The organism is Salmonella sp. WC3 (assembly GCF_042932255.1).
GTDB lineage: Bacteria > Pseudomonadota > Gammaproteobacteria > Enterobacterales > Enterobacteriaceae > Salmonella > Salmonella enterica.
Genome location: NZ_CP170629.1, coordinates 3,626,871 through 3,648,810, shown reverse-complemented (window position 1 = coordinate 3,648,810; position 21,940 = coordinate 3,626,871). Strand labels below are relative to the sequence as shown.

The window sequence follows — 21,940 nt, the reverse complement described above, 5'->3', positions numbered from 1 at the left end:
CGCTCTGATGTATCGTCGTGGTGACGAGATATCTTTTGTTCCCCTTCATCCTGATGACATAGTTGGAACTCCAACATTATTTACGCAAATGTTAGAAAAGGCAGGCTATCGAATTACCCGTTGCTTTGATACACTTCAAATGTAGGCCTGAACAACCTGCACCTGCTGCGCCACGGAGAACACCATGGCGCACGAATTACAACTCATCAAGCAGTCATCTGGAATTCTGATCCCCGCAACGCCGGAGACCAGTGATATTCTGCAATCAAAAATCAAACTCGGCGCCGTGCTGGTGGCTGAGTTCCGTCAGGTGAGGAATCCTGCATTCCATCGCCGCTTTTTCGCGTTGCTTAATCTTGGGTTTGAATACTGGGAACCCACCGGCGGCGCCATTTCTGCCAATGAACGCAAACTGGTAAACGGTTATGCAAAGTTTCTCGCTGCATATGGCGGGAATGAGGGCGCATTACTGGATGCGGCTGAACAGTATCTGGAACAGATTGCAAACCGCCGGGTAACAAACGGGATTAGCCTGTGTAAATCATTCGATGCCTACCGCGCATGGGTGACGGTTGAGGCTGGTCACTATGACGCCATCCAGCTACCGGACGGCACCCTTCGCAAACATCCCCGCAGCATCGCTTTTTCCAGCATGGATGAGGTCGAATTTCAGCAGTTGTATAAATCCGCGCTTGATGTGCTCTGGCGGTGGATTTTATCACGTACATTTCGTACTCAGCGCGAGGCCGAGAACGCCGCCGCCCAGCTCATGAGCTTTGCGGGGTGATGGCGATGAAATACTCCTGGTTCCATCATCACGACTGCACAACCGAGCAGGCCGACACGCTGGTATCGGATTATCAGAAGCGGGGCGTAAGGACAGAAAAGAGCCTGAACCCTGACTTCATTACCTGGACTGTCAGCGCGAAATTACCTGAATATGCACACCGGGTGCGGACGCCAAAATCCTTACGCCAAAAGGTCTGGGGGTGAACATGGCTAAATTACCGCGCCGTAAGTGCAAAGTTTGCCGGGAATGGTTTCATCCTGCTTACAGCAACGTTGTCTGGTGCTGTCCTGAACATGGCGCTATCTATGCCCTGGAACTGCGTGCCAAAGAAAAGATTAAAGCCGCAGCCAGGCGTATCAGGGAGAAACACCAGGCGGATAAAGCCGAACGCCAGCGCCGCCAGGCTAAGCGTGAGTCGTTCAAAACTAAAGCTCAGTGGGATAAAGAGGCGCAGGCCGCCTTTAACCGTTACATCAGGATACGGGATGAAGGTAAACCCTGCATTAGCTGCGATGCGCCGCTGGTTGGTAAAAGCAATTTCCTGACCGGAAGCGCCATCGATGCAAGCCATTACCGCTCGCGCGGTGCCGCCTCACATCTCAAATTCAACGTATTCAACGTTCATTCGGCCTGCACGCGCTGCAACCGGCAGTTAAGCGGTAATGCGGTCGAATACCGAATACGCCTCATCAGGCGTATAGGCTTGGAAAGGGTGGAGCGTCTTGAATCTGACAATGCGCCACGTCGTTTCGATATCCCGTACCTGAAACGCATCAAATCCATATTCACCCGCAAAGCCTGGGCGCTGGAGAAGCGCCGCGCACGTCGGCAGGAACATGCAGCATGAAACCAGAACTGATCGAGATACTCCGCATGCGCTGGTTGCGTCTCCGAATTTATCGATACCGGGGATCTTTGCCTGTGGCATACCGCATTCTTCGTAATTACGTCCGCATTGAAGCAAAACGGGAGCATCGAAATGAATCTTGAGTCCTTACCGAAATATTTTTCACCTAAATCCATGATGCCCGGCGCAGTACCATGCGGAATAACGTCTGATACGCTGACTATTACTGACGTAATGGCATCACTCGGGCTACTTACTGCAAAAGCCGCAGTGGGTATTGAATTGTATCTTGCAAAAGCTGGGGTTTTATCTTCTGAAAATATCATCGCCTATATCAGGCTATTAGCAGAGCAGCGTGCAGAACGGTATGGGGCATTACGGAAAATGGAAGAGGGTAAGCGTTCAAAATTTCTCGACACTATGGCGCGTTATGTATTTCGCGATTATTCCCTCAGCGCGGCCAGCCTGGTGACGTGCAGTAACTGTCATGGTGCTAAATTAATTGATGCTGAGGTTTTCACGAACAAGGTTACCTACCCAGATGGTAAGCCACCAAAATGGGTAAAAGATACGAAAGGTATTTCTCCGTCCGACTGGGAGGTGTGGAAATCAGTTCGTGAGCAGGTACGCGTAGTGTGTAAGGCGTGTGATGGCAAAGGCCATGTGAAAAATGAATGTCGTTGCCGGGGACGCGGAGAAATTCTCGATAAGAAAAAATCTGAGTTGCAGGGCGTGCCGGTTTATAAAAAATGCCCAAGATGCAAGGGAAGAGGCTACCCACGTCTCAAAGATACCGAGATTTTTAAAGCACTAGGAGTAACGGAAATGGTATGGCGGTACAACTATAAACTGTTTTTCGATCGGCTGGTGGAGCATTGCCATATTGAGGAATCGTATGCAGAAAAGGTTCTGGGAAACGTGACTCGATGACCAAAATAATTTAGCTATTGCAAACTTAACGGAAAATGGCTAACCTGATTCCAACGATGGGTTATTATGCCTGTGACGTTACAAGAATTAAGAACCTCGCCTCGGCGGGGTTTTCTTTTATGGATTCCCGACGCCAATAAGACAAAGTGCGGGGAGTGATGCGGAGTCTACATGTTCCAGCCGACCGCAAAGCTCACACAGGCAGGACCACAATCTGATACCGCGATAGCTTTTGCTGATCGCGCCGGAGCGGTAACCGGCAACAATTTAAGCCTCGGTGATTGCCGGGGCTTTTCTGTTTGTGCCGTCCGGAATAATCCCTCTGAGTTTTGTTGTTAATCCACCGGGCGGCCTTCCTACTTCACACTGCGCCATCCGAGCTATCGGTGGTGAGGCTATGACTGGAAAGAGCAGCCTGTACAACAGGATTTGAGTTGTGGCTTCTTGCACCGCGGCATTTTCTGCTTCGCCTTATACTATTTGCTTAGTCTTGCGGAGGTGTGAATGAAAGAAGGGTATTACTGGATTCAGCATAACGGTGTTGCTCAGGTGGCATACTATACGAATGACACAGTTGACGATCTGGAATCAGGACAGCTTATTGTCGGTGTCTGGCATCTGACAAGGGGTGATGATATCTGCCATAACGGTGAAGCAGAAGTACTGTCTGGGCCGTTACAGCCGCCAGTTTAAATGACTTAAACCTTATCAGGGCTGCCATCAGGCAGCCTTTTTTATTTCCCCTCATAACTGAGAGGACCCACATAACCAGAGGGGGATGAATGTCCGAACCTGTATCCAGTGCGACAGTGTTGGCTGGTGGATTAATGGGGGCCAGTGTATTCGGTCTGGCAACCGGAACCGATTATGGTGTGGTATTCGGTGCTTTTGCCGGCGCGGTGTTTTATGTCGCCACGGCAACCAACATCGGACGCATCAGGCTGGTCGCTTATTTTATTACATCATTTATTGTGGGAGTGCTTGGCGCCGGGTTGATAGGTACTAAGCTTGCGGCAATAACGCATTATGAAAAACCACTGGATGCACTTGGCGCAGTGATTATTTCTGCAATGTGTATAAAGTTTCTCACTTTTCTTAACAGTCAGGATCTGAACAGCCTGTTCAGTATTCTTTCTCGTATCAGGGGAGGGGGAGCAAATGGTAGCAAATGACCCTTCTGCAGTTCTGAATGCCGTAATTTGTGGGGTGATAGTCATCGTTCTGATGTTTTACCGACGCGGTGATGCGACACACCGTCCCCTGATTTCGTTACTGGCCTATGTCATGGTGCTGGTATATGCCAGCGTCCCTTTCCGGTTTGTTTTTGGTTTATATGAATCATCCCACTGGCTGGTGGTGATGGTGAATATCCTTATCTGCGCCACTGTGCTGTGGGCTCGCGGTAATGTGGCGCGTCTGGTCGATGCACTGAGGCACTGATGAATCAACAACAATTTCAGCAGGCGGCTGGTATCAGCGCCGAGCTTTCTGCGAGCTGGTATCCACATATTACGGCGGCAATGAGCGAATTCGGTATCACTGCGCCACTGGATCAGGCCATGTTTATTGCACAAACGGGACATGAATCAGCCGGATTTACTGTTCTGAAGGAAAGCTTCAATTATTCGGTGGAGGCGCTGAAAAAAACGTTTGGTAAACGTCTGACGCCGTATCAGTGCGAAATGCTGGGGCGTATTGATGGTCGCCAGGTTGCCCACCAGCCACAAATAGCCAATCTGGTTTACGGTGGCCGCATGGGGAATAACAGCCATGATGATGGCTGGAAATATCGTGGTCGTGGCCTGCTTCAAATCACCGGTCGCGAGAACTACGCTAAATGCGGTGCGGCGCTGAAGCTTGATCTGATCAGCACACCAGAGTTGCTGACACAGGAGAAGCATGCAGCCTGTTCTGCTGCATGGTATTTCACATTACGTGGTTGTCTGATGTATTCAGGTGATGTTGTCCGTGTAACGCAGATCATCAACGGAGGGCAGAACGGCATCGGTGATCGGCGGGAGCGCTTTGAGAAAGCAAAATCGGTGCTCGTATGATAGTACTGCTGAAATTGCTTAAAAAATTCTGGAAGCCATTAGCAGAAATACTGCTGGTGGCTTTTTTGTTATGTGCTGGTGCGTACTGGTGTTATTCACGAGGTTATCAGAAGGCGGATACATCCTGGAAATTCCAGTGGGCGCAACGAGACCTTACTGATGCGACCACCGTATTGCAGCGTGAAGTAACCGAAAGAGCGAAAGAGCAGCGTCGCCAGCACGCCGCAGATGAAGAACAGAAAAGAGCTGATGAAGAACTGGCAAAAATACAGGCCGATGCTGATGCTGCTGAGCGTGCTCGCGGTGGGCTGCAACAGCAGCTCGCAGCAGTACAACGGCAACTTGCAGGAAGTGAAACCGGCAGGCTTTCCGCTCTTGCCGCAGCAAGCCAGGCAAAAGCCGAGACCGGAATACTGCTCGCCCAGTTGCTTGGCGAAGCTGACGATCTGGCGGGAAAGTTCGCAAAAGAGGCTGATGAGCGTTATGTCGCCGGAAGCACATGCGAACGTACCTGGGACAAAGTGACCGGGCAGAACTGAAACCTGATAACAAGGAAAATTAATGAAGGCAAAATTATTCGTACTGGCCCTGGTATGTGTGTCCCTCGCCGGGTGTACAACGCTTTATTATCGGTAATGACTATGCGCCGTATATTAGCCACCGCTGCCGCACTTTGTCTTGGCGGCTGCATTACTGTGTATGGTCCGGTTAAAACAGGAGGGCAGCAACAGCAGGACAGCCAGGCCGGGCAGCAGCCAGGGATGAGCGAACAGATATCAACCTTATTCATCGGTAACCGTAAACCGGATGAGTTGCTGAATGCCGTGGCGCTGTATTTCAGGGAGAAGGCCATCACAGCCAGTGTTAACGACCAGACCACAGGTATTATCGCCGGTACAGGGGATGACCCGGAACTGAGTTCGTTGTATCTGGACTGTTCACTGTTACCGCAGACACAAAATATCCAGGAGCATTACCGTATCGTCGCGCAGGTCTGGAGTGCCGGTGAAGGCAGTAATGTTTCGGTAATGGTGACAGGCACTGCCGGACTGGATACTGCCGACGGTAACGATAAGGTGAAGCCGGTGGAGTGTAAAAGTACCGGGATATTTGAAAAAGATTTGCTGGAACGGTTACGTAAGTAAGTATTACAGCAGGCATTCCTTGAGTGTCTGCGATAATGCACAATAGCTCCTCCTGTTAGGGAGGAAATATGAAACATAAAGAGCAATGGTTTTTTTCGTGGAATGCTTACGATGCAACCACATGGGAGCACTTACCGGCGTATTCGTATGGTGAAGTCTACAATTGCGATGGTGAACAATCCTCGCATGAAATATTCGAATCCTTAATGGCTGAAAAACAGAGGCTGAGAGAAAACCTCTGGATACAGTGCATTGCATTCAACAAAGTTTAACCGCCTCAGGGCGGTTTTTTTTGGAGAAAATATGGCAAAACCGGACTGGGAGGCCATCGAGACGGCATACCGGGCCGGAGTGATGTCCCTCCGTGAAATTGCGTCACATCATGGTATTAGTGAAGGTGCTATCCGCAAGCGTGCAAAGCGTGATGACTGGTCCCGTGATCTTAACGCCAGGATTCAGCAAAAGGCTGACGATCTGGTACGCAAACAGGAAGTACGCAAAACGGTACGCACCAAAACGGAACTTACAGAACGCGTACTGATAGAGGCCACAGCGGAGGTAATAGCCTCGGTACGCATGGAGCACCGGGGCGATATTCGCCGGGCCCGGGAACTCACAAACACGCTTTTTGATGAACTTGGTGCGCAGTGTGCTGATGTGGTGGTGCTGGAGCAACTGGGTGACATCATGTTCGATCCTGACGATAAAGGCCGTGACCGGCTCAATGAAACTTATCAAAAAGTCATCAGTTTGCCTTCCCGTGTGAAATCTCTGAAAGACCTGAGCGACAGCCTGAAAACGTTGATCGGCCTGGAGAGAGAAGCATGGAGTATAGGTGCTGTCAGTGAACCAGAAAAAACGCCTCTACCAGGAAAAAATACTGATCTGACAACTGATCAGGCAGCGGAGCTATACAAAAAAATGATGGGTTAATTATGCCGTTACCATTCTCCTTCGATTTCAAACATCCAGATTACCAGATGGTGTTTGAATGGCGGATGGAACGCTTACAGCGCATTCGCCAGCATCCTGAGATGCTTCCCGCGTTGAAGCAGTTTTATCGTACTAACCCGGCTCAGTTCATCATCGACTGGGGTATGACGACGGACCCGCGTAATATCGATTATGGCCTGCCGGTCACCATCCCTTTTCTGCTATTCCCGAAACAGGAAGAGTGGATTCACTGGATTATGGAACGCTGGGGCAAGCGGGAGAACGGTATCACCGAAAAATCCCGTGAAATGGGGCTGAGCTGGACGGCGATCGGGATGGCCTGCTCGCTTTGCCTGTTTAACAAAGAGATGGTCATCGGCTTCGGTTCCCGTAAAGAGGAATATGTCGACAGTACTGGTGACCCTAAGGCGCTGTTCTGGAAGGCGCGCAAGTTTGTAGAGACGCTGCCCGTCGAGTTTCGTGGGTCGTGGAATGAGAAGAAGCATGCACCGTACATGCGTGTTGAATTTCCTGAGACAGGCGCGGTCATCAAGGGCGAGGCTGGTGACAATATTGGACGTGGTGACCGAACCACACTCTATCTGGTGGATGAGGCTGCATTTCTGCAACGCCCGCTACTGATTGATGCGGCGTTATCGCAAACCACCCGTTGCCGTATTGACCTGAGTTCGGTCAACGGCATGGCGAACCCGTTTGCGCAGAAACGCCACGGCGGAAAGATACCGGTATTCACATTCCACTGGCGCAGCGACCCCCGTAAGGATGATGAGTGGTATCGCAGGGAATGCGAGAAAATCGACAATCCGGTGGTAGTGGCGCAGGAGCTTGACCTGAACTACAGCGCATCAGCGGAAGGTGTCCTGATCCCCTCAGACTGGGTACAGGCTGCTGTTGATGCACATATCAGGCTGGGCATCCAGCCAACTGGCAAACGACTGGGGGCGATGGACGTCGCCGACGAAGGTCGGGACAAAAACGCCTTTTCAACCCGTCACGGTTTCCTTCTGGAGAATGTGCGGGAATGGTCCGGCGTGGGCAGCGACATTTACCAGTCTGTTGAGAAGGTCTTCGGCTTTTGTGAACAGGATAATCTCGAAGAGTTTCGCTTCGACGAGGACGGCCTGGGGGCTGGCGTTCGCGGCGATGCGCGCGCCATTAACGAGTTACGCAAAGCCGCCCGCAGGCCGCCAGTACTTGCCACACCGTTTCGTGGTAGCGGCGCGGTATTCGATCCTGATGACGAAGCCGTACGGGGCGACAATGGGTAGGCCGCACGCCTGAACAAGGATTTCTTCGCCAACGCCAAGGCACAGAGCTGGTGGTACTTACGCAAGCTCTTCCGGAATACCTACCGCGCCGTTGTTGAGGGTATGGCCTACAACCCGGACGAAATTATCTCCATCAGCAGCACGATGGAGAGCAAAGACAAACTCATCATCGAGCTTTCGCAGCCAACCTACTCCATTAACGGCGTGGGGAAAATCGTTGTGGATAAACAGCCTGACGGTACCAGGTCGCCGAACCTCGCCGACTCGGTGATGATCAGCTACGCGCCAATGAATTCAGCCCTCAATATCTGGGAGCTGCTAGGGAGACAGGCCTGATGGCACGAAACAAACAAGCCTCGCGACGAACGGTGCAGGCCACGGCCGACGGCTACGAGAACTTTGTCGCCCGCGTGGGGATGCAGACGCCTAACCAGCACTCCGCATCGACCTACCGGGCGAACTTCACCAGCCGCAACCGTATGCTGGTGGAATGGTCCTATCGCTCATCCTGGCTCATCGGTGAAGCGGTAGATGCTATCCCCGACGACATGACCCGCAAAGGCATTCGCATCACTTCTGAGATTGACGCAAAAGACCGTGGCACTCTCGAAGCGCAACTGGATCAGTTGCAAATCTGGGATGCGCTGAACGACGTACTGAAATGGTCTCGTCTCTACGGCGGCGCGGTGGGCTTCATCATGATAGAAGGTCAGGCGCCCATGACCCCGCTACGGCTCGAAACCATTGGTGAAGGCAAGTTTAAGGGGATTCTTCCGCTTGACCGCTGGATGATTAACCCGGTACTGACCCGCCGCATTAAAGAAATGGGGCCGAATCTCGGCAAGCCTGAGCTTTATGATGTGGTGACCACCGCAACGGGCATCCCCGCCTGGCGTATTCACCATAGCCGCCTGATTCGCTTCGATGGGGTGACGCTGCCATTCCAGCAGAAGATGACCGAGAACGAATGGGGCATGTCGGTTGTAGAGCGTATCTGGGATCGGCTTACTGCGTTCGACAGCGCCACTGTCGGTGCGGCGCAGCTGGTCTACAAAGCGCATCTGCGGACCTACAAAGTGGAAAAACTCCGTGAGCTTATTGCACTGGGCGGCCCGGCATTCGAGGCGTTGCTGAAAAACATTGATCTGATCCGCCAGTTTCAGAGCAATGAAGGCATGACGCTAATGGATGCCAAGGATACCTTCGAAACCCACCAGTACAGTTTCAGCGGTCTGGATGACATTCTTTCGCAGTTCGCCGAGCAGATTAGCGGTGCTGTTGGCATTCCACTGGTGCGCCTCTTCGGGCAGTCCCCTAAAGGTTTCTCAACGGGTGACGCAGACCTTGCCAACTATTATGACCGGGTCAGTTCATTGCAGGAGCGTCGCTTACGCCTGCCAGTGCGCCGGGTGCTGGACATTATGCATCGTTCGGAGCTCGGTAAGCCGCTGCCGGACGATTTCACGTTTGAGTTTAACCCGCTATGGCAGATGTCAGATGTGGACCGCTCAACGGTGGCTGTGAATACCACCACGGCGATTGTCAATGCGCTGGATGCAGGTCTGATGACAACCAAAGCCGCTATGACCGACCTGCGTGAGAACTCCGATGTTACTGGCATCGGTGCATCCATTACCGACGAGGATATCGAGAATGCCGAAGACGAAGCGCCACCAGGCATCGGCGAACTTGTCGACAAACCGCCAGAGCCGACAGGCGGAGATCCGATATCGAACGAGCCTACGGCAGATAGCGCGGGCGGTCGGGGATATCGTAAATGGGCACTACGATGGTTCAAATGATAGCGTCACCGAAATCATGGAAGCCCTGGAGCGCTACAGCGAAATTATAACGCCGTGTGGGCGACGAAGGTTGCTGAGAACTTTACCGCCGACATTGTGCGCAAGAATGATGAGCAGTGGCGGAAACACAGCAAAACCATCAGTCGTGAACTACGCAATCTGGTGAGCAATGCCCCGCCAGGGCAGGTGATGAAATCCATCGTTGCCGAACAGGTTAAGTACATTAAATCGCTACCCCTCGAGGCTGCTGACAGGGTATACGACATCCAGAATCGGGCGATTGAAGCTGTTGTGACCGGTGGGAGAGCGGAGCATTTTGCTAAAGAAATTGCAGCATCGGGTGATATAGCAAAGTCCAGGGCTGACCTTATCGCCCGTACCGAGCTTGGACGTGCAACCGGCGCGCTCGATCAGGCGCGAGCGCTGTCAATCGGCTCGAATGGTTATATCTGGCGTACAGCCGAAGATGGCGACGTCCGGCATTCTCATCGGGAGATGGAAGGGAAGTTTGTCGAATGGGGACGACCCCCAACGCTTGACGGCATGACCGGTCACGCTGGCGAGCTCCCGAACTGCCGCTGTTATAAAGAAATCGTCTTCCCCAACCCTCATTCTTATCTCGCCTGAATCGCAGGTAAAACATGAAATATTTTTTCAATACCCGGCTGGGGGAAACCCGCTATCAGCTGGCTGACGGCTCGCTGCTGTGCAGAGACGTGCCGATAGGTCGAACGGGTAAGCAGCTTTACGGCGCTGCTGATCTGCCAAACCTCAAGCCTGACAAGTTCGGTGAGATAGTCGTAACGCGCTCTCCTGAGCAGGTATTCCATCCGGCCACGCTTGCCTCCTTCGAAGGGATGAGCATCACGATCCTGCATCCGGAGGATGAAAACGGGAACGTCCGGCTGGTCAATCCCGAGAACTGGAAAGAGCTTGCGGTCGGTCATCTTCAGAATGTCCGGCGCGGGACTGGTGAGCAGTCTGATTTGATGCTGGCTGACCTTATCGTCAAAGACGAAAGCGCCATTCAGCTTATCGAAGATGGTCTGCGCGAAGTGTCGTGTGGCTATGACGCGGAATATGAACAGGCTGAGCCGGGTAAGGCTGAGCAGGTCGATATTACCGGAAACCATGTGGCTCTTGTCCCCAAAGGCAGAGCCGGAAATCGTTGTGCAATTGGAGACAGAGACACAATGGCAAATCAAAAGAAAAGCTGGTGGACCCGCATGCGCACGGCCATCAAAACAGGTGACTCGGACACCATGAACGAACTGCTGGACTCAGCGCCAGCGGCTGTAACGGGGGATGAAGGTGATCTGCCGGGCGGCGTCAATCTCAACATTAACCTTTCACCACAACAACCATTGCCGGACAAAAAGCCGGAGATGGGCGGAGATGTGACCGGCGACGGCGAGGACGATATCAAAACCCTGCTCAAGGCCCTACTGGCTAAGCTGGAAGGAACGGCAACAGGCGATAATGCTGACACCCCTGATGATAAAGATAAGAAAGACCCGACCGGCGACGGCGAGGACAACGAAGAGGAAACCACGATTACTGGTGATTCTGCCTATCGCGCTGAAGTCATTATCCCGGGTATCGATCTGAGCCGTAAGGTGAAACCGACCGCATTTAAACGTGATGTGCTGGCGGCCGCAGACAAAACACTGGTTCGCCAGGTTGTCGGTGACGCTGATATCCGCAAATTACCTAAACAATCGGTTGATATGGCGTTTAACGCCGTATCTGAGATTGCCAAGGGGAGAAACACCCGCAGCACCACGGGCGATGCACAACGTCCAGGCATGGGCATGACCAGCATCGCTTCCCTGAACAAACAAAACGCCGACTTCTGGTCTAACCGCAAAGGATAATCCAATGACTGCATATCTGTACCGGATGCCTGTTGGCATTGCCGGGGCTATCTCTCGCCCGCAGGACTTAACCGTCGAACCGGTGATCCTTAAATCCGATAACGCCTTCGCAGCGTATGGTCTGGCTGGCAAATACGACGCTGACGGTTTTTTCGTGCCGCTGGCGGAGGGTGACACCGTCGACAAGGTGAAGGGTATCTACGTTCGTCCGTATCCGACCACATCGCAGCCAGACATGGTTCGCCAGGTGGGTACTGATAAGAATTTCCCGGGCGACGCCATGAAGCGTGGGTACATGACGGTAAACGTGGGTGCTGATGCTTCGTCCGTTAAAAAAGGGGGCGTGGTGTACATCGTGGTATCAGCCGATGCTTCCATCCCGGTTCCGCTTGGTGGGATCACGGCGGCAGAGGTGACAGGCAAAACAGCCGCGTTACCTGATGCTTTTTTTACGGGGGCCGGTGACGCTAACGGCAACGCAGAAATCTCCTGGAAGATTTAAGGAACAGACGAATGATTACTTTTGATCAGGCAACCGTTGATAGCTCCGGTGCCTTTCTCATCGGGGAGCTGGAGCGACTCGACCAGGGGCTGAATCTGCCACTGGTGGGTTATACCTGGACACGTGATATCCAGTTGCGCGAAGACGTCTCTATCGCAGATGACATTTCCAGCTGGACGAATACCAGTTTTGGCGTGGCGGGTTCTGGCGCTAATCCGAATGGTAAAAACTGGGTAGGCAAAGATTCAACTGCCATTGCTGGCGTTAATGTTGATATCAGTAAAGACGGCAATCCGCTGAACCTTTGGGGGATGGAGCTGGGATGGACTGTTGTTGAGCTGGCTGCGGCACAGCAAGTAGGCCGTCCGATCGACACTCAGAAGTACGACGGGATGCAGCTTAAATGGCAGATGGATAACGACGAACAGGTTTACGTCGGAGACGAAGCGCTTGGTTTGAAAGGTCTGACGAATCTCGTTGGTGTGACGCTGAACAACGCGACGAAGACCTGGGCTAACTCCACCAACGATGAGATCCTCGACAGCGTAAACAGCATTCTGTCGAATGCCTGGGCAGCATCCGGTTATTCCGTTGTGCCTTCTGATCTGCGCATTCCGCCAGAGCAGTATTCATTGCTGGCGAGCCGTAAGGTTTCCGAAGCGGGTAACCAGTCACTGCTGACCTATCTGGCTGTGAACACTATCGCTTTCCACCAGAACGGCGTTCCGCTGGAAATCAAAGCGGTCAAATGGCTAAAAGGGCGCGGGGTTGGCGGTAAAGACCGTATGGTCGCCTACACCAACGATAAGAAATACGTCCGCTATCCACTGGTTCCGCTGCAAAGCGTTCCTGTTCAGTATCGTGGTCTGTACCAGATTGCGACCTACTACGGCAAGCTCGGTGCGGTTGAGCCAGTGTACAAAGAAACCCTGTCCTACGTGGACGGTATCTGATAACCAGAACGGCCCCGAAAGGGGCCAGAAGGAAACTAAAAATGGCGAAAGAAAAGCTGGTTACCATCCATGTTCACACCCCGTTTACGCTGACGCTCGGCGATCAGTCAAAACAGGAGTTTGGCCGGGGACGGCATAACGTACCAGAAGAGGTCGCGTCGCACTGGTTTACCCGGGCGCACGCTGAGCTTTCCGAAAGCGGATCGAATGAAACTGATGACCAGCAACCCGTTATTGACAGCCTTCAGGCGCAGATTGCCGATAAAGATAAACTGATTGCCGATCTGAAAGACGCTCTGCTCAAGCTGCAGGAGCAGAACGACAGCCTGCAGGCGCAGATTACTTCCGCCCGGACTGGCGGTAATGGGGCGAAAGATGCCAAAGAATCAAAGCCTGCCAACAGTAAGTGATTTTCGCCGCGACTTCCCGCAGTTTGCTGACCCTGCCAGATATCCCGAAGCACAAATCCAGTTTCGTCTGAATCTGGCCGATGTGCTGCTGAGCGAAAACGTCACCGGCAAAGCGTTGTTTCCGTACTTTGCTGAGTTGTTTTTGGCTCACTACATGACGTTATGGGCGGCAGATAGCCGGGCAATGCTCGTTGGCGGTCCGGGCGGTTCAACCAATGGTGTGCAGTCCTCCAAGTCCGTTGACAAGGTAAGCGTCAGCTATGACACCAGCGCGACGCTAAACCCTGACGCAGGCTTCTGGAATAACACCCGGTATGGCGCTGAATTTTATCAGCTGATTACGATGTTCGGTGCGGGGGGACGCCAGCTATGAGTTTCAAAAGCGGTGTAACAACGAGGGTTGATAACGCTCAGGCAATACTGGATGCGCTAAAGTCGCTAACCAAAAAGGATGTGCTGGTCGGTATCCCTGCGGAAGACAGCGATCGGGATGATGTGCCGTTCGGTAATGCCGGGATTGGGTATATCAACGAATACGGTTCACCTGCACAAAACATCCCACCACGTCCGCATCTTGTACCCGGCGTTAAATCAGTTGAAGACCAGACGATGCCACAGCTTAAAGCTGCGGCACAGGCTGCGCTTGATGGTAATGCGGCGGGAGCGGAAAGAGCACTCAACCGCGCGGGTACAGTGGCTGCAAGAGGGGTGAAAAATCACATCAAAGCTGCCAATTTTACTCCGCTTGCAGATAGCACCGTTGAAGCGCGCGCGCGCCGTGGGCGTAAAGGTGCGAAAGCGGAACTTGCGCGGCGTGCTGCTGGTGAATCTCCGGGCACCACTTTGGCTAAGCCTCTTTACGATACTGGCAAATATCTCGCCTCAATAACCCATGTAGTGAGGGATAAAGATGCCGACTCTTGATGTAACCGATGTTCTTTTCGACCCGGATTTTTGTGACTTCAACCTTTGGGTAACGCGTCGGGTACAGACAGTGGACGAAGACGGGATTGGTAGCGACAGCGAAGTTAAAACGCAGTTTGCCGGGGTTGTTACCGTTGACCGTTCACTGGAAAACCGCCGCATGCAGTCCGGGCAGGTTATCAGTGGAGCAATCCTTATCGTGACGACTGAGCGACTCACGCAGGGGCAGACTGGCCGTGATGCCGATATCGTGACGTATCAGAACCGTGATTATCGTGTGACATTCGTCGACCCGTACACCGCATATGGCGCCGGCTTTGTACAGGCGCATTGCGAGCTGCTGCCGTTCGATGGAGGATTTCCCGTTGAGCAATAATTCCAGTACGGAGCCGGGATGGCTTACACCTGTCAGCGGCGATCCGGATTATGACGAGGCGCTCGACAGGCTGTTAAGCCAGTGGGTACGCAACGTTTCCGGCTTGCCTGCTGGGATGGTTCGCCCGCGTTGGCAGAAAGATCAACCGCCACTGCTGCCAGTTGAAACGAACTGGTGCGCGTTCGGCGTTACCGGATGGCCCATAGATAACAGCCCCGCATTCACTAACCAGACTGAAGAGGGCGCGCAGCTCTGGCGACATGAAACCTTTGAGTGCATGGCGTCATTTTATGGCCCGGCGGGCATGACGTTTGCGTCACGTTTTCGCGATGGTATTTCTGTTGCGCAAAACAACGCCGAACTGAACGCGCTTGGCCTGTCCATGGGGGACTACACCGGTCTGACCCCTTTCCCGGAAATTATCAACCAGCAGTGGGTTCGCCGTTACGACATTACTGTGCGCCTTCGTCGCAAGGTGGTACGCGAGTACGGCATTAAATCGCTGGTGGATGCACCAGTTTCATTCTTCGGAGATTAAATTATGCTGCAGGGATTACCTGTATCAAACGTCGTTAATGTCGACGTGATCATTGGGCCGCGCGCGGCTACTGGTCGAAATTTTGGTTCACTGCTTATTCTCGGGACATCCACGGTAATTCCGGTGAAAGAGCGTCTTTGCCTCTACTCCTCAAAGGAGGACATCGGATCTGATTTCGGCGTGGACAGCCCCGAATATGAAGCAGCAACAGTCTATTTCTCGCAATCACCACGCCCTAAAGAAGTATATGTAGGTCGCTGGGCTAAGACACTGGCAACGGGTGAGGCGGGTGCTGCTGAAAATCTGATGGATGCGGTTAACGCCGTAATGGGCTACACCAACTGGTATGGTCTCGGTATTGCAGACAAAGAGGATATTGCAGATGACGACTGGCTGAAAGTTGCTGCAGCCGTAGAAGCTTCGGGCGTCAGCCGCATTCTGGCAATTACCACCAGCGATCCCGCCACCGTTGACGCCACTTCAACCGGGGATCTGGCCTACAAGCTGAAGGCGGCAAAATACAGGCGCACGTTCCTACAGTATTCCTCCAGCAGCAAGTACGCTGCGCTGTCTGCATTTGGCCGCGCGTTTACGGTGAATTTCAACGGCAGCAATACCACCATTACCCTGAAATTTAAACAGGAGCCGGGGATCACTTACGAAACTCTGACGACTGATCAGGCGGCGGCGCTGGATGCCAAAAAATGCAACGTGTTTGTGTATTACCAGAACGATACGGCAATCCTGCAGCAGGGCGTCATGTCCAGCGGTGATTTCTTTGATGAGCGCCACGGGCTCGACTGGCTGCAGAACTACGTTCAGACCAACCTGTATAACCTGCTGTACACCAGTACAACCAAAGTGCCTCAGACCGATGCGGGTGTTACACGTCTTCTGTCCAATGTTGAGCAGTCTATGGATCAGTCCGTGACGAACGGGCTGGTGGCTGCCGGCGTCTGGAACGGTGGCCCAATCGGGCAACTGGATTCCGGCGATACGCTGACAAAAGGGTATTACGTCTACGCGCAGCCGATTTCCGAGCAGGCGCAGGCAGACCGCGAAGCACGTAAGGCACCGGTTATTCAGGTGGCCTGTAAGCTGGCTGGCGCAGTGCATTTCGCTGATGTTCAGATCAACGTCGTTCGCTAAGGGGAAATAAATATGGGTTCAACTTACAGTTTTATGGACGTCACGGCGTCCCTCTCCGGCCCGACTGGCGAGATTGACCTGGGCTACGGTTCCGCCAGTTCAGAGGAGGGGATCACCGTTGCAATGGGCGGCCCCAAAAACACCATGACCATCGGTGCTGACGGCGAAGTGATGCACAGCCTGCACGCGGATAAAAGCGGTACGGTAACTGTCAATCTGCTGAAGACCTCGCCGACAAACAAAAAACTGTCGCTGGCGTATAACGCACAGAGTCAGTCCTCAGGTACCTGGGGAAACAACGTCATTGTGATCCGAAATAAGGTGAGCGGAGACATCATCACGGCGCGCAGTGTGGCGTTCCAGAAACAGCCGGATAACGCCAACGCTAAAGCCGGTAATACGATGCCCTGGGTATTTGACTGCGGCAAAATCGACCAGGTACTCGGAGAGTTTTAACAGATGGAATGTTCAGTCAAAGGCCACGATTATCGCGTGGCGAAACTCAGCGTTTTTGACCAGCTGAAAGTCACCCGTAAATTGCTGCCGGTACTGGCGGGCATGATGTCAGATTTCGGGAGCATTCGCTCCCTTCTGCCTGCGGATGGCAAAATCGACAGCGCTAAGTTTGATGCGCTTAAGCCGGTGTTTGAAAACCTGCTTCCGCGCATCGCTGAGGAACTGTCTTCCCTGACCGAAGAAGACACCAACGCGATTATTCATCCTTGCCTGGCTGTGGTGTCACGCAAACATATGGGTGGATGGACCCCGGTATTTAACAGCGGTCAGTTGATGTTTGACGATATCGACCTGTTGACCATGCTCCAGCTGGTGGCGCGGGTGGTCGCCGATTCTCTGGGAAATTTTTTGCCCGTGAACCCTACCAGCGCGACGCCGGGGCAGTCTCAGGATTAATCCTTAACAGCCTGCCTGACGGGCTGTCTTATCTCCTCGATCCGGTTGATGCCGGGTTAATCCCTTATTACGCGCTGAAGGATGGGTCTGTCGATCTGTGCGATATCGCGCTGATGAATGACCATCTGGCCGTTAAGGCTGACAACCAGCGCCGTATTGAGAAATGGAGAGAGGATAATGAACGCTGAGACTATTAAAGATTTTCTGGTCTCCCTTGGCTTTGGTATTGATGAAGCCGGATACGAGAAATTTGAATCTGTTCTTGCTGGCGTCACCGCAAATGCCATAAAAACAGGGCTGGCGGTGGAAGGTGCGGCGCTGTCCGTTGTTGCGTTTACGGCGAAAATTGCCTCCGGTCTGGATAATCTCTACTGGGCATCTCAACGCACCGGCGCGACGGTTCAGGGGATTCAGTCGATTGGCTACGCAGTTTCGCAGGTGGGCGGTAGTGTGGACGCGGCGCGGACTTCGCTGGAAAGCCTCTCCCGGTTTGTGCGTAATAATCCCGGCGCGGAAGGCTTTCTGAACCGCTTGGGTGTACAGACCCGTGATGCCAGCGGGAATATGCGCGATATGGCCGCCATTTTTACGGGTGTAGGTCAGAAGCTCAGCAGCATGCCGTATTACCGGGCTAACCAGTATGCGCAGATGCTGGGCATTGATGAAAATACCCTTATGGCGATGCGTCGCGGGATCGGGCAATTCAGCGCTCAGTATTCTGAAATGACAAAGGCGATTGGCTTCAATGCGGATCAGGCCGCTGTGTCGTCAAATCGGTTTATGACTTCACTGAAGGCATTCGGTGAAATGGCGGGTATGGCCCGAGACAAAATCGGTTCCAACCTTGTTGAAGGAATGGCTGGTTCGATTGATAATCTTCGCAAACGCATACTCGAAAATTTCCCCAAAATTGAAACCACTATCACAAAGATTGTGAAGGGGATTCTTTGGCTGGGGGATATCGTCGGTCGCGTGGCGTTTCGAATTGTTGAAGGTGTAGGGGATATTATCGACTGGTGGGGAAAACTGGATAAAGAAACGAAAACCCTGATAGAGGTTATCGGTGGTCTGGTTGTCGCCATGCGGATACTTAACTCTACTTTCTGGATGTCACCTGTAGGGCTGATTACTGGCCTGATCGTGGCGCTCGGTCTCTTGTGGGAGGACTACAAAACATGGAAAGAAGGCGGTAACAGTCTTATTGACTGGGAAAAATGGCAGCCAGCGATAGACAAAGCGAAGGATGCGATGGTCTGGCTCCGTGATCACCTGCTCGAACTTAAGGATAGCGTAGGCGGCTGGCAAAAATCGCTCGAAATCCTCGGAACGTTTATCGCTGGTGTCTGGGTATCCAAAGTTCTTGGTGCTTTCGGGAAAATTTCCGGTCTTCCGATCCCACCCTGGCTAAAATTGTGGGGGCTTTACGCAGGCTATATTGTCAGCGACAGAGAGAATATTGCCGATAGCGCAAAATCTTCACTGAGTTATACGAAGCGAATTATCGGCGACACGCTAACCGCTATCGGTATAAAAACAGATATCGGACGCAGGGATGTCAGTGAGGTTCGTGAATGGCCTGCGTGGATGGACTGGCTGCACGGGGGACCCGGTAAAGTTATCCGGCAGGGACAGAGTAACGGCGTAGTGTATGGTTCCAACATCCAGCCAGATATCCCCGGTGGCGGCACTCTTGCAGATCGCAACAATAACCCCGGTAACATTCGCCCGGTGGGCGGTAACGGCTTCCGGTTCTTCGAGTCCGCCCTTCAGGGCTGGGAGGCGATGAAAAACCAGCTTATGCGCTACTTTACAGGGAAAACAACCGGGCGGGCATTACAGACCATTCAGGATATTGTCAGTACCTGGGCGCCGGCTGGTGACAACAACGACCCGAAAAAGTATGCGCAGGATGTTGCAAAATGGATGGGCGTTTCACCGAACACTGTATTGAACCTCGCCAACCCGGAAACTATGGCCGCGCTGATGCAGTCGATGGCGCGCAAAGAAGGGTATTCAAACTGGAACAGCCCGCTGGCGTATCAGGCCGCTGGCGGCAGCCTCAACCAGCAGACTGTTATAAATGTCCACGGCGTGAACAACCCTCAGGAGGCGGCTAACCTGATCGCTGACAAGCAGGGTGCTGTGAATGCCAGGGCGGTACAGCAATTGAAAGGACCTGCGTAATGGATTTTTTATCTGTTTTGCTGCAGCAGCGAACCCGCTCGATAGGAATAATTATTCCTGATGTGGTTATTACCGAAAAGCATACTGACGCTCTGGAAATTACGGAACATCCGGTTGAACAACCCACGAATGCTGGTGCCAGTGGTGAGGGCGCTGGTTACATATCAGAACACGCATTCAGGCGACCTTCAGAAGTTGTGATGGAAACCGGATTTTCCGGAGGCGGATCGCTGCTTGATTTTGCTGATACTTCCGCTATTGGTCTTTCACTGGGGCTGAGCCCGAAAGAACTGTATCAGGAGCTGCTTAACCTGCAGCGGGATCGTATTCCTTTCGATGTAACAACCGGCAAGCGTATTTACAACAATATGTTGATAAAAACGCTGGCGGTGACGACTGACAAGAGTAGTGAGAATGTGCTTCTGGCGACCCTTACCCTCAGGGAGGTGATTATTACCTCCACGCAGTCAATCAGGGTTGCCTCGAAAAACAATATGACCGAGGGAGTAGGGACGTCTGCTGTGCAGAATACAGGTACCAAAACCACGGTACCGCCGAATAATTCCATTCTGAAATCGCTGCCACAGATGGCGCAAAAAGGTGTCACCACTGTCGATGGGTATCTGAGCAATTTATTTCTGGGAAGGTGATTCATGGAGGCCGTAGAAATCCCACTGGTCGCTGATAATCAGACTTTTGCCACCACAATTAACGGTACGGTTTATCACCTGTATGTCATCTGGCGCGGAGAGTACTGGGTTCTGGATCTTGCTGACAGCAATGGTTCCGCCATTATCTCAGGTATGCCGATGATTACGGGGGCTGACCTGCTGGCGCAGTATCGATATATGAATCTCGGGTTTTCGCTGGTGGTACTCTGCGATGTGGCAGGGCAGGAAAACCCGACGCAATTCGATCTCGGAACGTTCTCACACCTCTATGTCTTCACGGAGTAACAATGTCAAAAAACTGGATGCGTCACTTTGAATTATTGCTGGTTGACGATAAGGGCGACGGGATAAAAATTTCTGAGCTTAAAGTCACTTTCAATATTCAGAAAATGCCTGCGACCATATTTAATGGATTCGTTGGAAATTTTAAGGTTTATAACCTGTCCCCTACCACTCAGAACCGGATTATGCAGAAGGAATTCTCGCGTATACAGGTTATAGCCGGATATAAGGGACAACCGGATGCAACGGGTAATTATCCCGATGAAAACGTTGGTATGATATTCAACGGAGATATCCGTTTCACTGTCACCGGGAAAGATAATGCGACAGACAGTTGGATTATGTTGCAGTGTATCGACAGTTGGGAAGGCCACCTGAACGCCAGTGTGAAAACCACAGTGGCTGCCGGATGGAAGTACAGTGATCTTTTCAGCCTTGGCATGAAATCATTCGGGCCTTATGGTATCGAATCAGGTGCAGTTCCTGACATGCCTGAGATGGTCTTCCCCCGTGGGCGGGTTGTCTATCAGAGCACAGCCAGGCTGATGAATCATATCGCCGGACAGTGTAACGCTAACTGGTGGTATGAGAATAATCAGGTCAACATTGTGCCGGAAGATAACTATATCGGTGTCGCTACGGTGCTGAATGCCAATACAGGGCTAATCGGTATGCCTCAGCAAACAATGGGTGCAGGCGTAAACGTCAGATGCCTGATTAATCCAAACATTAAGCTGGGGGGGCTTATTCGTCTGGATCAGGCATCTGTCTACCGGGCCTCTTTGAGTAATGACCAGATAGCGCAATCGCCAGCACGGCTGGATGAATCGGAAAGCGACGGTAATCTCTACGTTAACGGCCTGCCCGGCATGTCACAGCCTGCCAGCATTAATACTGATGGTGATTACATTGTGGGCAGCATCGATTATACTGGCGACACTCGCGGGCAGGCGTGGTATATGGACCTGCTTTGCCTGGCTAAAGGTGGCAAAGAATTGCTTAACTCGAAAGGGATTGATGCGGCGAAATACACATGAAAAGACTATTGTTGGCAGCTTTACTTGTTTGTATCTCCTTCACTTCCTTTGCTGATACCGGGTGCGGACCATTCACGATCAACTGGAAAGCGCAAGACGGACTTGCAAGGATTGATGGACAGAAACCGGAGACACAGAAAATCACCTTTCTCAAACAAAAAGGGGATTATGACAATGTGAACATCCAATGGATGGTTCCGGGTAATGGACGTTGGTTAGGGATGGACTTTGTGGCCAGAAATGGCAAGCCGATCCTCAACGTTGAAGTTATCCGCAAAAATATGGACGAGCCGCGAGAGTTCTGGACGTATGACTGCCGGAAGGTGAAGTGAGCCCAC

At 52.4% G+C, this 21,940-nt stretch carries 30 protein-coding genes and 2 pseudogenes; all 32 read left to right on the top strand.

Annotation, left to right across the window (positions count from 1 at the left end; all coding sequences use genetic code 11):
- Window positions 1–184: 184 nt before the first annotated feature.
- The gene (locus tag ACFK9X_RS17865; RefSeq protein WP_000929788.1) at window positions 185–787 is read left to right on the top strand and encodes a DUF1367 family protein; all 603 of its coding nucleotides are present in this window, start codon (window positions 185–187) and stop codon (window positions 785–787) included.
- On the top strand, window positions 787–993 hold the full coding sequence (locus ACFK9X_RS17860) for a hypothetical protein (RefSeq protein ID WP_001241022.1): 207 nt from the start codon (window positions 787–789) through the stop codon (window positions 991–993). Before ACFK9X_RS17865 ends, ACFK9X_RS17860 begins: the two co-directional genes overlap by 1 nt.
- Before the next feature lie 2 nt (window positions 994–995).
- Window positions 996–1,637, top strand: coding sequence for a recombination protein NinG (locus ACFK9X_RS17855; RefSeq protein WP_057515225.1), 642 nt, complete (start codon window positions 996–998; stop codon window positions 1,635–1,637).
- Entirely contained in the window at window positions 1,634–1,780 is a 147-nt protein-coding gene (locus ACFK9X_RS17850) for a YlcG family protein (RefSeq protein ID WP_151117220.1), read from the top strand. Before ACFK9X_RS17855 ends, ACFK9X_RS17850 begins: the two co-directional genes overlap by 4 nt.
- Entirely contained in the window at window positions 1,770–2,567 is a 798-nt protein-coding gene (locus ACFK9X_RS17845; RefSeq protein WP_151117218.1) for an antitermination protein, read from the top strand. The genes ACFK9X_RS17850 and ACFK9X_RS17845 overlap by 11 nt, the downstream gene beginning before the upstream one ends.
- A gap of 504 nt (window positions 2,568–3,071) precedes the next feature.
- On the top strand, window positions 3,072–3,260 hold the full coding sequence (locus ACFK9X_RS17840; RefSeq protein ID WP_023221874.1) for a hypothetical protein: 189 nt from the start codon (window positions 3,072–3,074) through the stop codon (window positions 3,258–3,260).
- Between the two features lie 89 nt (window positions 3,261–3,349).
- On the top strand, window positions 3,350–3,739 hold the full coding sequence (locus tag ACFK9X_RS17835) for a phage holin family protein (RefSeq protein ID WP_024157364.1): 390 nt from the start codon (window positions 3,350–3,352) through the stop codon (window positions 3,737–3,739).
- Window positions 3,726–4,007 (top strand): phage holin family protein, encoded by a 282-nt coding sequence (locus ACFK9X_RS17830; protein WP_151117214.1) that lies wholly within the window; start codon window positions 3,726–3,728, stop codon window positions 4,005–4,007. Before ACFK9X_RS17835 ends, ACFK9X_RS17830 begins: the two co-directional genes overlap by 14 nt.
- Window positions 4,007–4,621, top strand: coding sequence for a glycoside hydrolase family 19 protein (locus ACFK9X_RS17825; protein WP_023221873.1), 615 nt, complete (start codon window positions 4,007–4,009; stop codon window positions 4,619–4,621). The genes ACFK9X_RS17830 and ACFK9X_RS17825 overlap by 1 nt, the downstream gene beginning before the upstream one ends.
- Complete coding sequence (locus ACFK9X_RS17820) at window positions 4,618–5,160, top strand: DUF2514 family protein (protein ID WP_023221872.1); 543 nt, start codon at window positions 4,618–4,620, stop codon at window positions 5,158–5,160. The genes ACFK9X_RS17825 and ACFK9X_RS17820 overlap by 4 nt, the downstream gene beginning before the upstream one ends.
- Window positions 5,161–5,262: 102 nt before the next feature.
- Complete coding sequence (locus tag ACFK9X_RS17815) at window positions 5,263–5,766, top strand: hypothetical protein (protein ID WP_079948815.1); 504 nt, start codon at window positions 5,263–5,265, stop codon at window positions 5,764–5,766.
- A 303-nt stretch (window positions 5,767–6,069) separates the two neighbouring features.
- Window positions 6,070–6,699: a hypothetical protein gene (locus ACFK9X_RS17810; RefSeq protein WP_151117212.1), complete on the top strand. Its 630-nt coding sequence runs from the start codon at window positions 6,070–6,072 to the stop codon at window positions 6,697–6,699.
- A 2-nt stretch (window positions 6,700–6,701) separates the two neighbouring features.
- Window positions 6,702–8,324, top strand: a pseudogene (locus ACFK9X_RS17805) (TerL protein).
- Complete coding sequence (locus tag ACFK9X_RS17800) at window positions 8,324–9,790, top strand: DUF1073 domain-containing protein (protein ID WP_057515245.1); 1,467 nt, start codon at window positions 8,324–8,326, stop codon at window positions 9,788–9,790. The pseudogene ACFK9X_RS17805 and the gene ACFK9X_RS17800 overlap by 1 nt, the downstream one beginning before the upstream one ends.
- A 16-nt stretch (window positions 9,791–9,806) precedes the next feature.
- A pseudogene (locus ACFK9X_RS17795) lies at window positions 9,807–10,417 on the top strand (phage head morphogenesis protein).
- 14 nt (window positions 10,418–10,431) lie between these two features.
- Complete coding sequence (locus ACFK9X_RS17790) at window positions 10,432–11,664, top strand: DUF2213 domain-containing protein (RefSeq protein ID WP_000873182.1); 1,233 nt, start codon at window positions 10,432–10,434, stop codon at window positions 11,662–11,664.
- 4 nt (window positions 11,665–11,668) lie between these two features.
- Window positions 11,669–12,166 carry a hypothetical protein gene (locus ACFK9X_RS17785; RefSeq protein ID WP_000128058.1) on the top strand — a complete coding sequence of 166 codons (498 nt, stop codon included), beginning with the start codon at window positions 11,669–11,671 and terminating at the stop codon, window positions 12,164–12,166.
- Between the two features lie 11 nt (window positions 12,167–12,177).
- On the top strand, window positions 12,178–13,119 hold the full coding sequence (locus tag ACFK9X_RS17780; RefSeq protein WP_000627464.1) for a DUF2184 domain-containing protein: 942 nt from the start codon (window positions 12,178–12,180) through the stop codon (window positions 13,117–13,119).
- A 41-nt stretch (window positions 13,120–13,160) separates the two neighbouring features.
- Window positions 13,161–13,529 (top strand): hypothetical protein, encoded by a 369-nt coding sequence (locus ACFK9X_RS17775; RefSeq protein ID WP_001040702.1) that lies wholly within the window; start codon window positions 13,161–13,163, stop codon window positions 13,527–13,529.
- Window positions 13,495–13,902 carry a DUF4054 domain-containing protein gene (locus ACFK9X_RS17770; RefSeq protein ID WP_151117210.1) on the top strand — a complete coding sequence of 136 codons (408 nt, stop codon included), beginning with the start codon at window positions 13,495–13,497 and terminating at the stop codon, window positions 13,900–13,902. Before ACFK9X_RS17775 ends, ACFK9X_RS17770 begins: the two co-directional genes overlap by 35 nt.
- Window positions 13,899–14,453, top strand: coding sequence for a hypothetical protein (locus ACFK9X_RS17765; protein ID WP_000008736.1), 555 nt, complete (start codon window positions 13,899–13,901; stop codon window positions 14,451–14,453). The genes ACFK9X_RS17770 and ACFK9X_RS17765 overlap by 4 nt, the downstream gene beginning before the upstream one ends.
- A complete protein-coding gene (locus tag ACFK9X_RS17760; RefSeq protein WP_001142488.1) occupies window positions 14,440–14,829 on the top strand; it encodes a hypothetical protein in 390 nt (129 codons plus the stop codon). The genes ACFK9X_RS17765 and ACFK9X_RS17760 overlap by 14 nt, the downstream gene beginning before the upstream one ends.
- Complete coding sequence (locus ACFK9X_RS17755) at window positions 14,804–15,367, top strand: hypothetical protein (protein WP_151117208.1); 564 nt, start codon at window positions 14,804–14,806, stop codon at window positions 15,365–15,367. Before ACFK9X_RS17760 ends, ACFK9X_RS17755 begins: the two co-directional genes overlap by 26 nt.
- 3 nt (window positions 15,368–15,370) lie before the next feature.
- Window positions 15,371–16,516 carry a DUF3383 family protein gene (locus ACFK9X_RS17750; protein ID WP_151117206.1) on the top strand — a complete coding sequence of 382 codons (1,146 nt, stop codon included), beginning with the start codon at window positions 15,371–15,373 and terminating at the stop codon, window positions 16,514–16,516.
- Between the two features lie 12 nt (window positions 16,517–16,528).
- On the top strand, window positions 16,529–16,972 hold the full coding sequence (locus ACFK9X_RS17745) for a phage structural protein (protein WP_058112535.1): 444 nt from the start codon (window positions 16,529–16,531) through the stop codon (window positions 16,970–16,972).
- A gap of 3 nt (window positions 16,973–16,975) precedes the next feature.
- Window positions 16,976–17,428, top strand: coding sequence for a phage tail assembly chaperone (locus tag ACFK9X_RS17740; protein WP_151117203.1), 453 nt, complete (start codon window positions 16,976–16,978; stop codon window positions 17,426–17,428).
- 23 nt (window positions 17,429–17,451) lie between these two features.
- Window positions 17,452–17,616: a DUF6889 family protein gene (locus tag ACFK9X_RS17735; protein ID WP_023229521.1), complete on the top strand. Its 165-nt coding sequence runs from the start codon at window positions 17,452–17,454 to the stop codon at window positions 17,614–17,616.
- Window positions 17,606–19,612: a lytic transglycosylase catalytic gene (locus ACFK9X_RS17730; protein ID WP_151117199.1), complete on the top strand. Its 2,007-nt coding sequence runs from the start codon at window positions 17,606–17,608 to the stop codon at window positions 19,610–19,612. Before ACFK9X_RS17735 ends, ACFK9X_RS17730 begins: the two co-directional genes overlap by 11 nt.
- Window positions 19,612–20,262 carry a phage baseplate protein gene (locus tag ACFK9X_RS17725; RefSeq protein WP_151117197.1) on the top strand — a complete coding sequence of 217 codons (651 nt, stop codon included), beginning with the start codon at window positions 19,612–19,614 and terminating at the stop codon, window positions 20,260–20,262. Before ACFK9X_RS17730 ends, ACFK9X_RS17725 begins: the two co-directional genes overlap by 1 nt.
- A gap of 3 nt (window positions 20,263–20,265) precedes the next feature.
- Complete coding sequence (locus ACFK9X_RS17720) at window positions 20,266–20,568, top strand: phage baseplate plug protein (RefSeq protein ID WP_151117195.1); 303 nt, start codon at window positions 20,266–20,268, stop codon at window positions 20,566–20,568.
- Window positions 20,569–20,570: 2 nt separating this feature from the next.
- A complete protein-coding gene (locus ACFK9X_RS17715) occupies window positions 20,571–21,602 on the top strand; it encodes a hypothetical protein (protein ID WP_151117193.1) in 1,032 nt (343 codons plus the stop codon).
- Window positions 21,599–21,934, top strand: coding sequence for a hypothetical protein (locus tag ACFK9X_RS17710; protein ID WP_151117191.1), 336 nt, complete (start codon window positions 21,599–21,601; stop codon window positions 21,932–21,934). Before ACFK9X_RS17715 ends, ACFK9X_RS17710 begins: the two co-directional genes overlap by 4 nt.
- The last annotated feature ends 6 nt before the right edge of the window (window positions 21,935–21,940 follow it).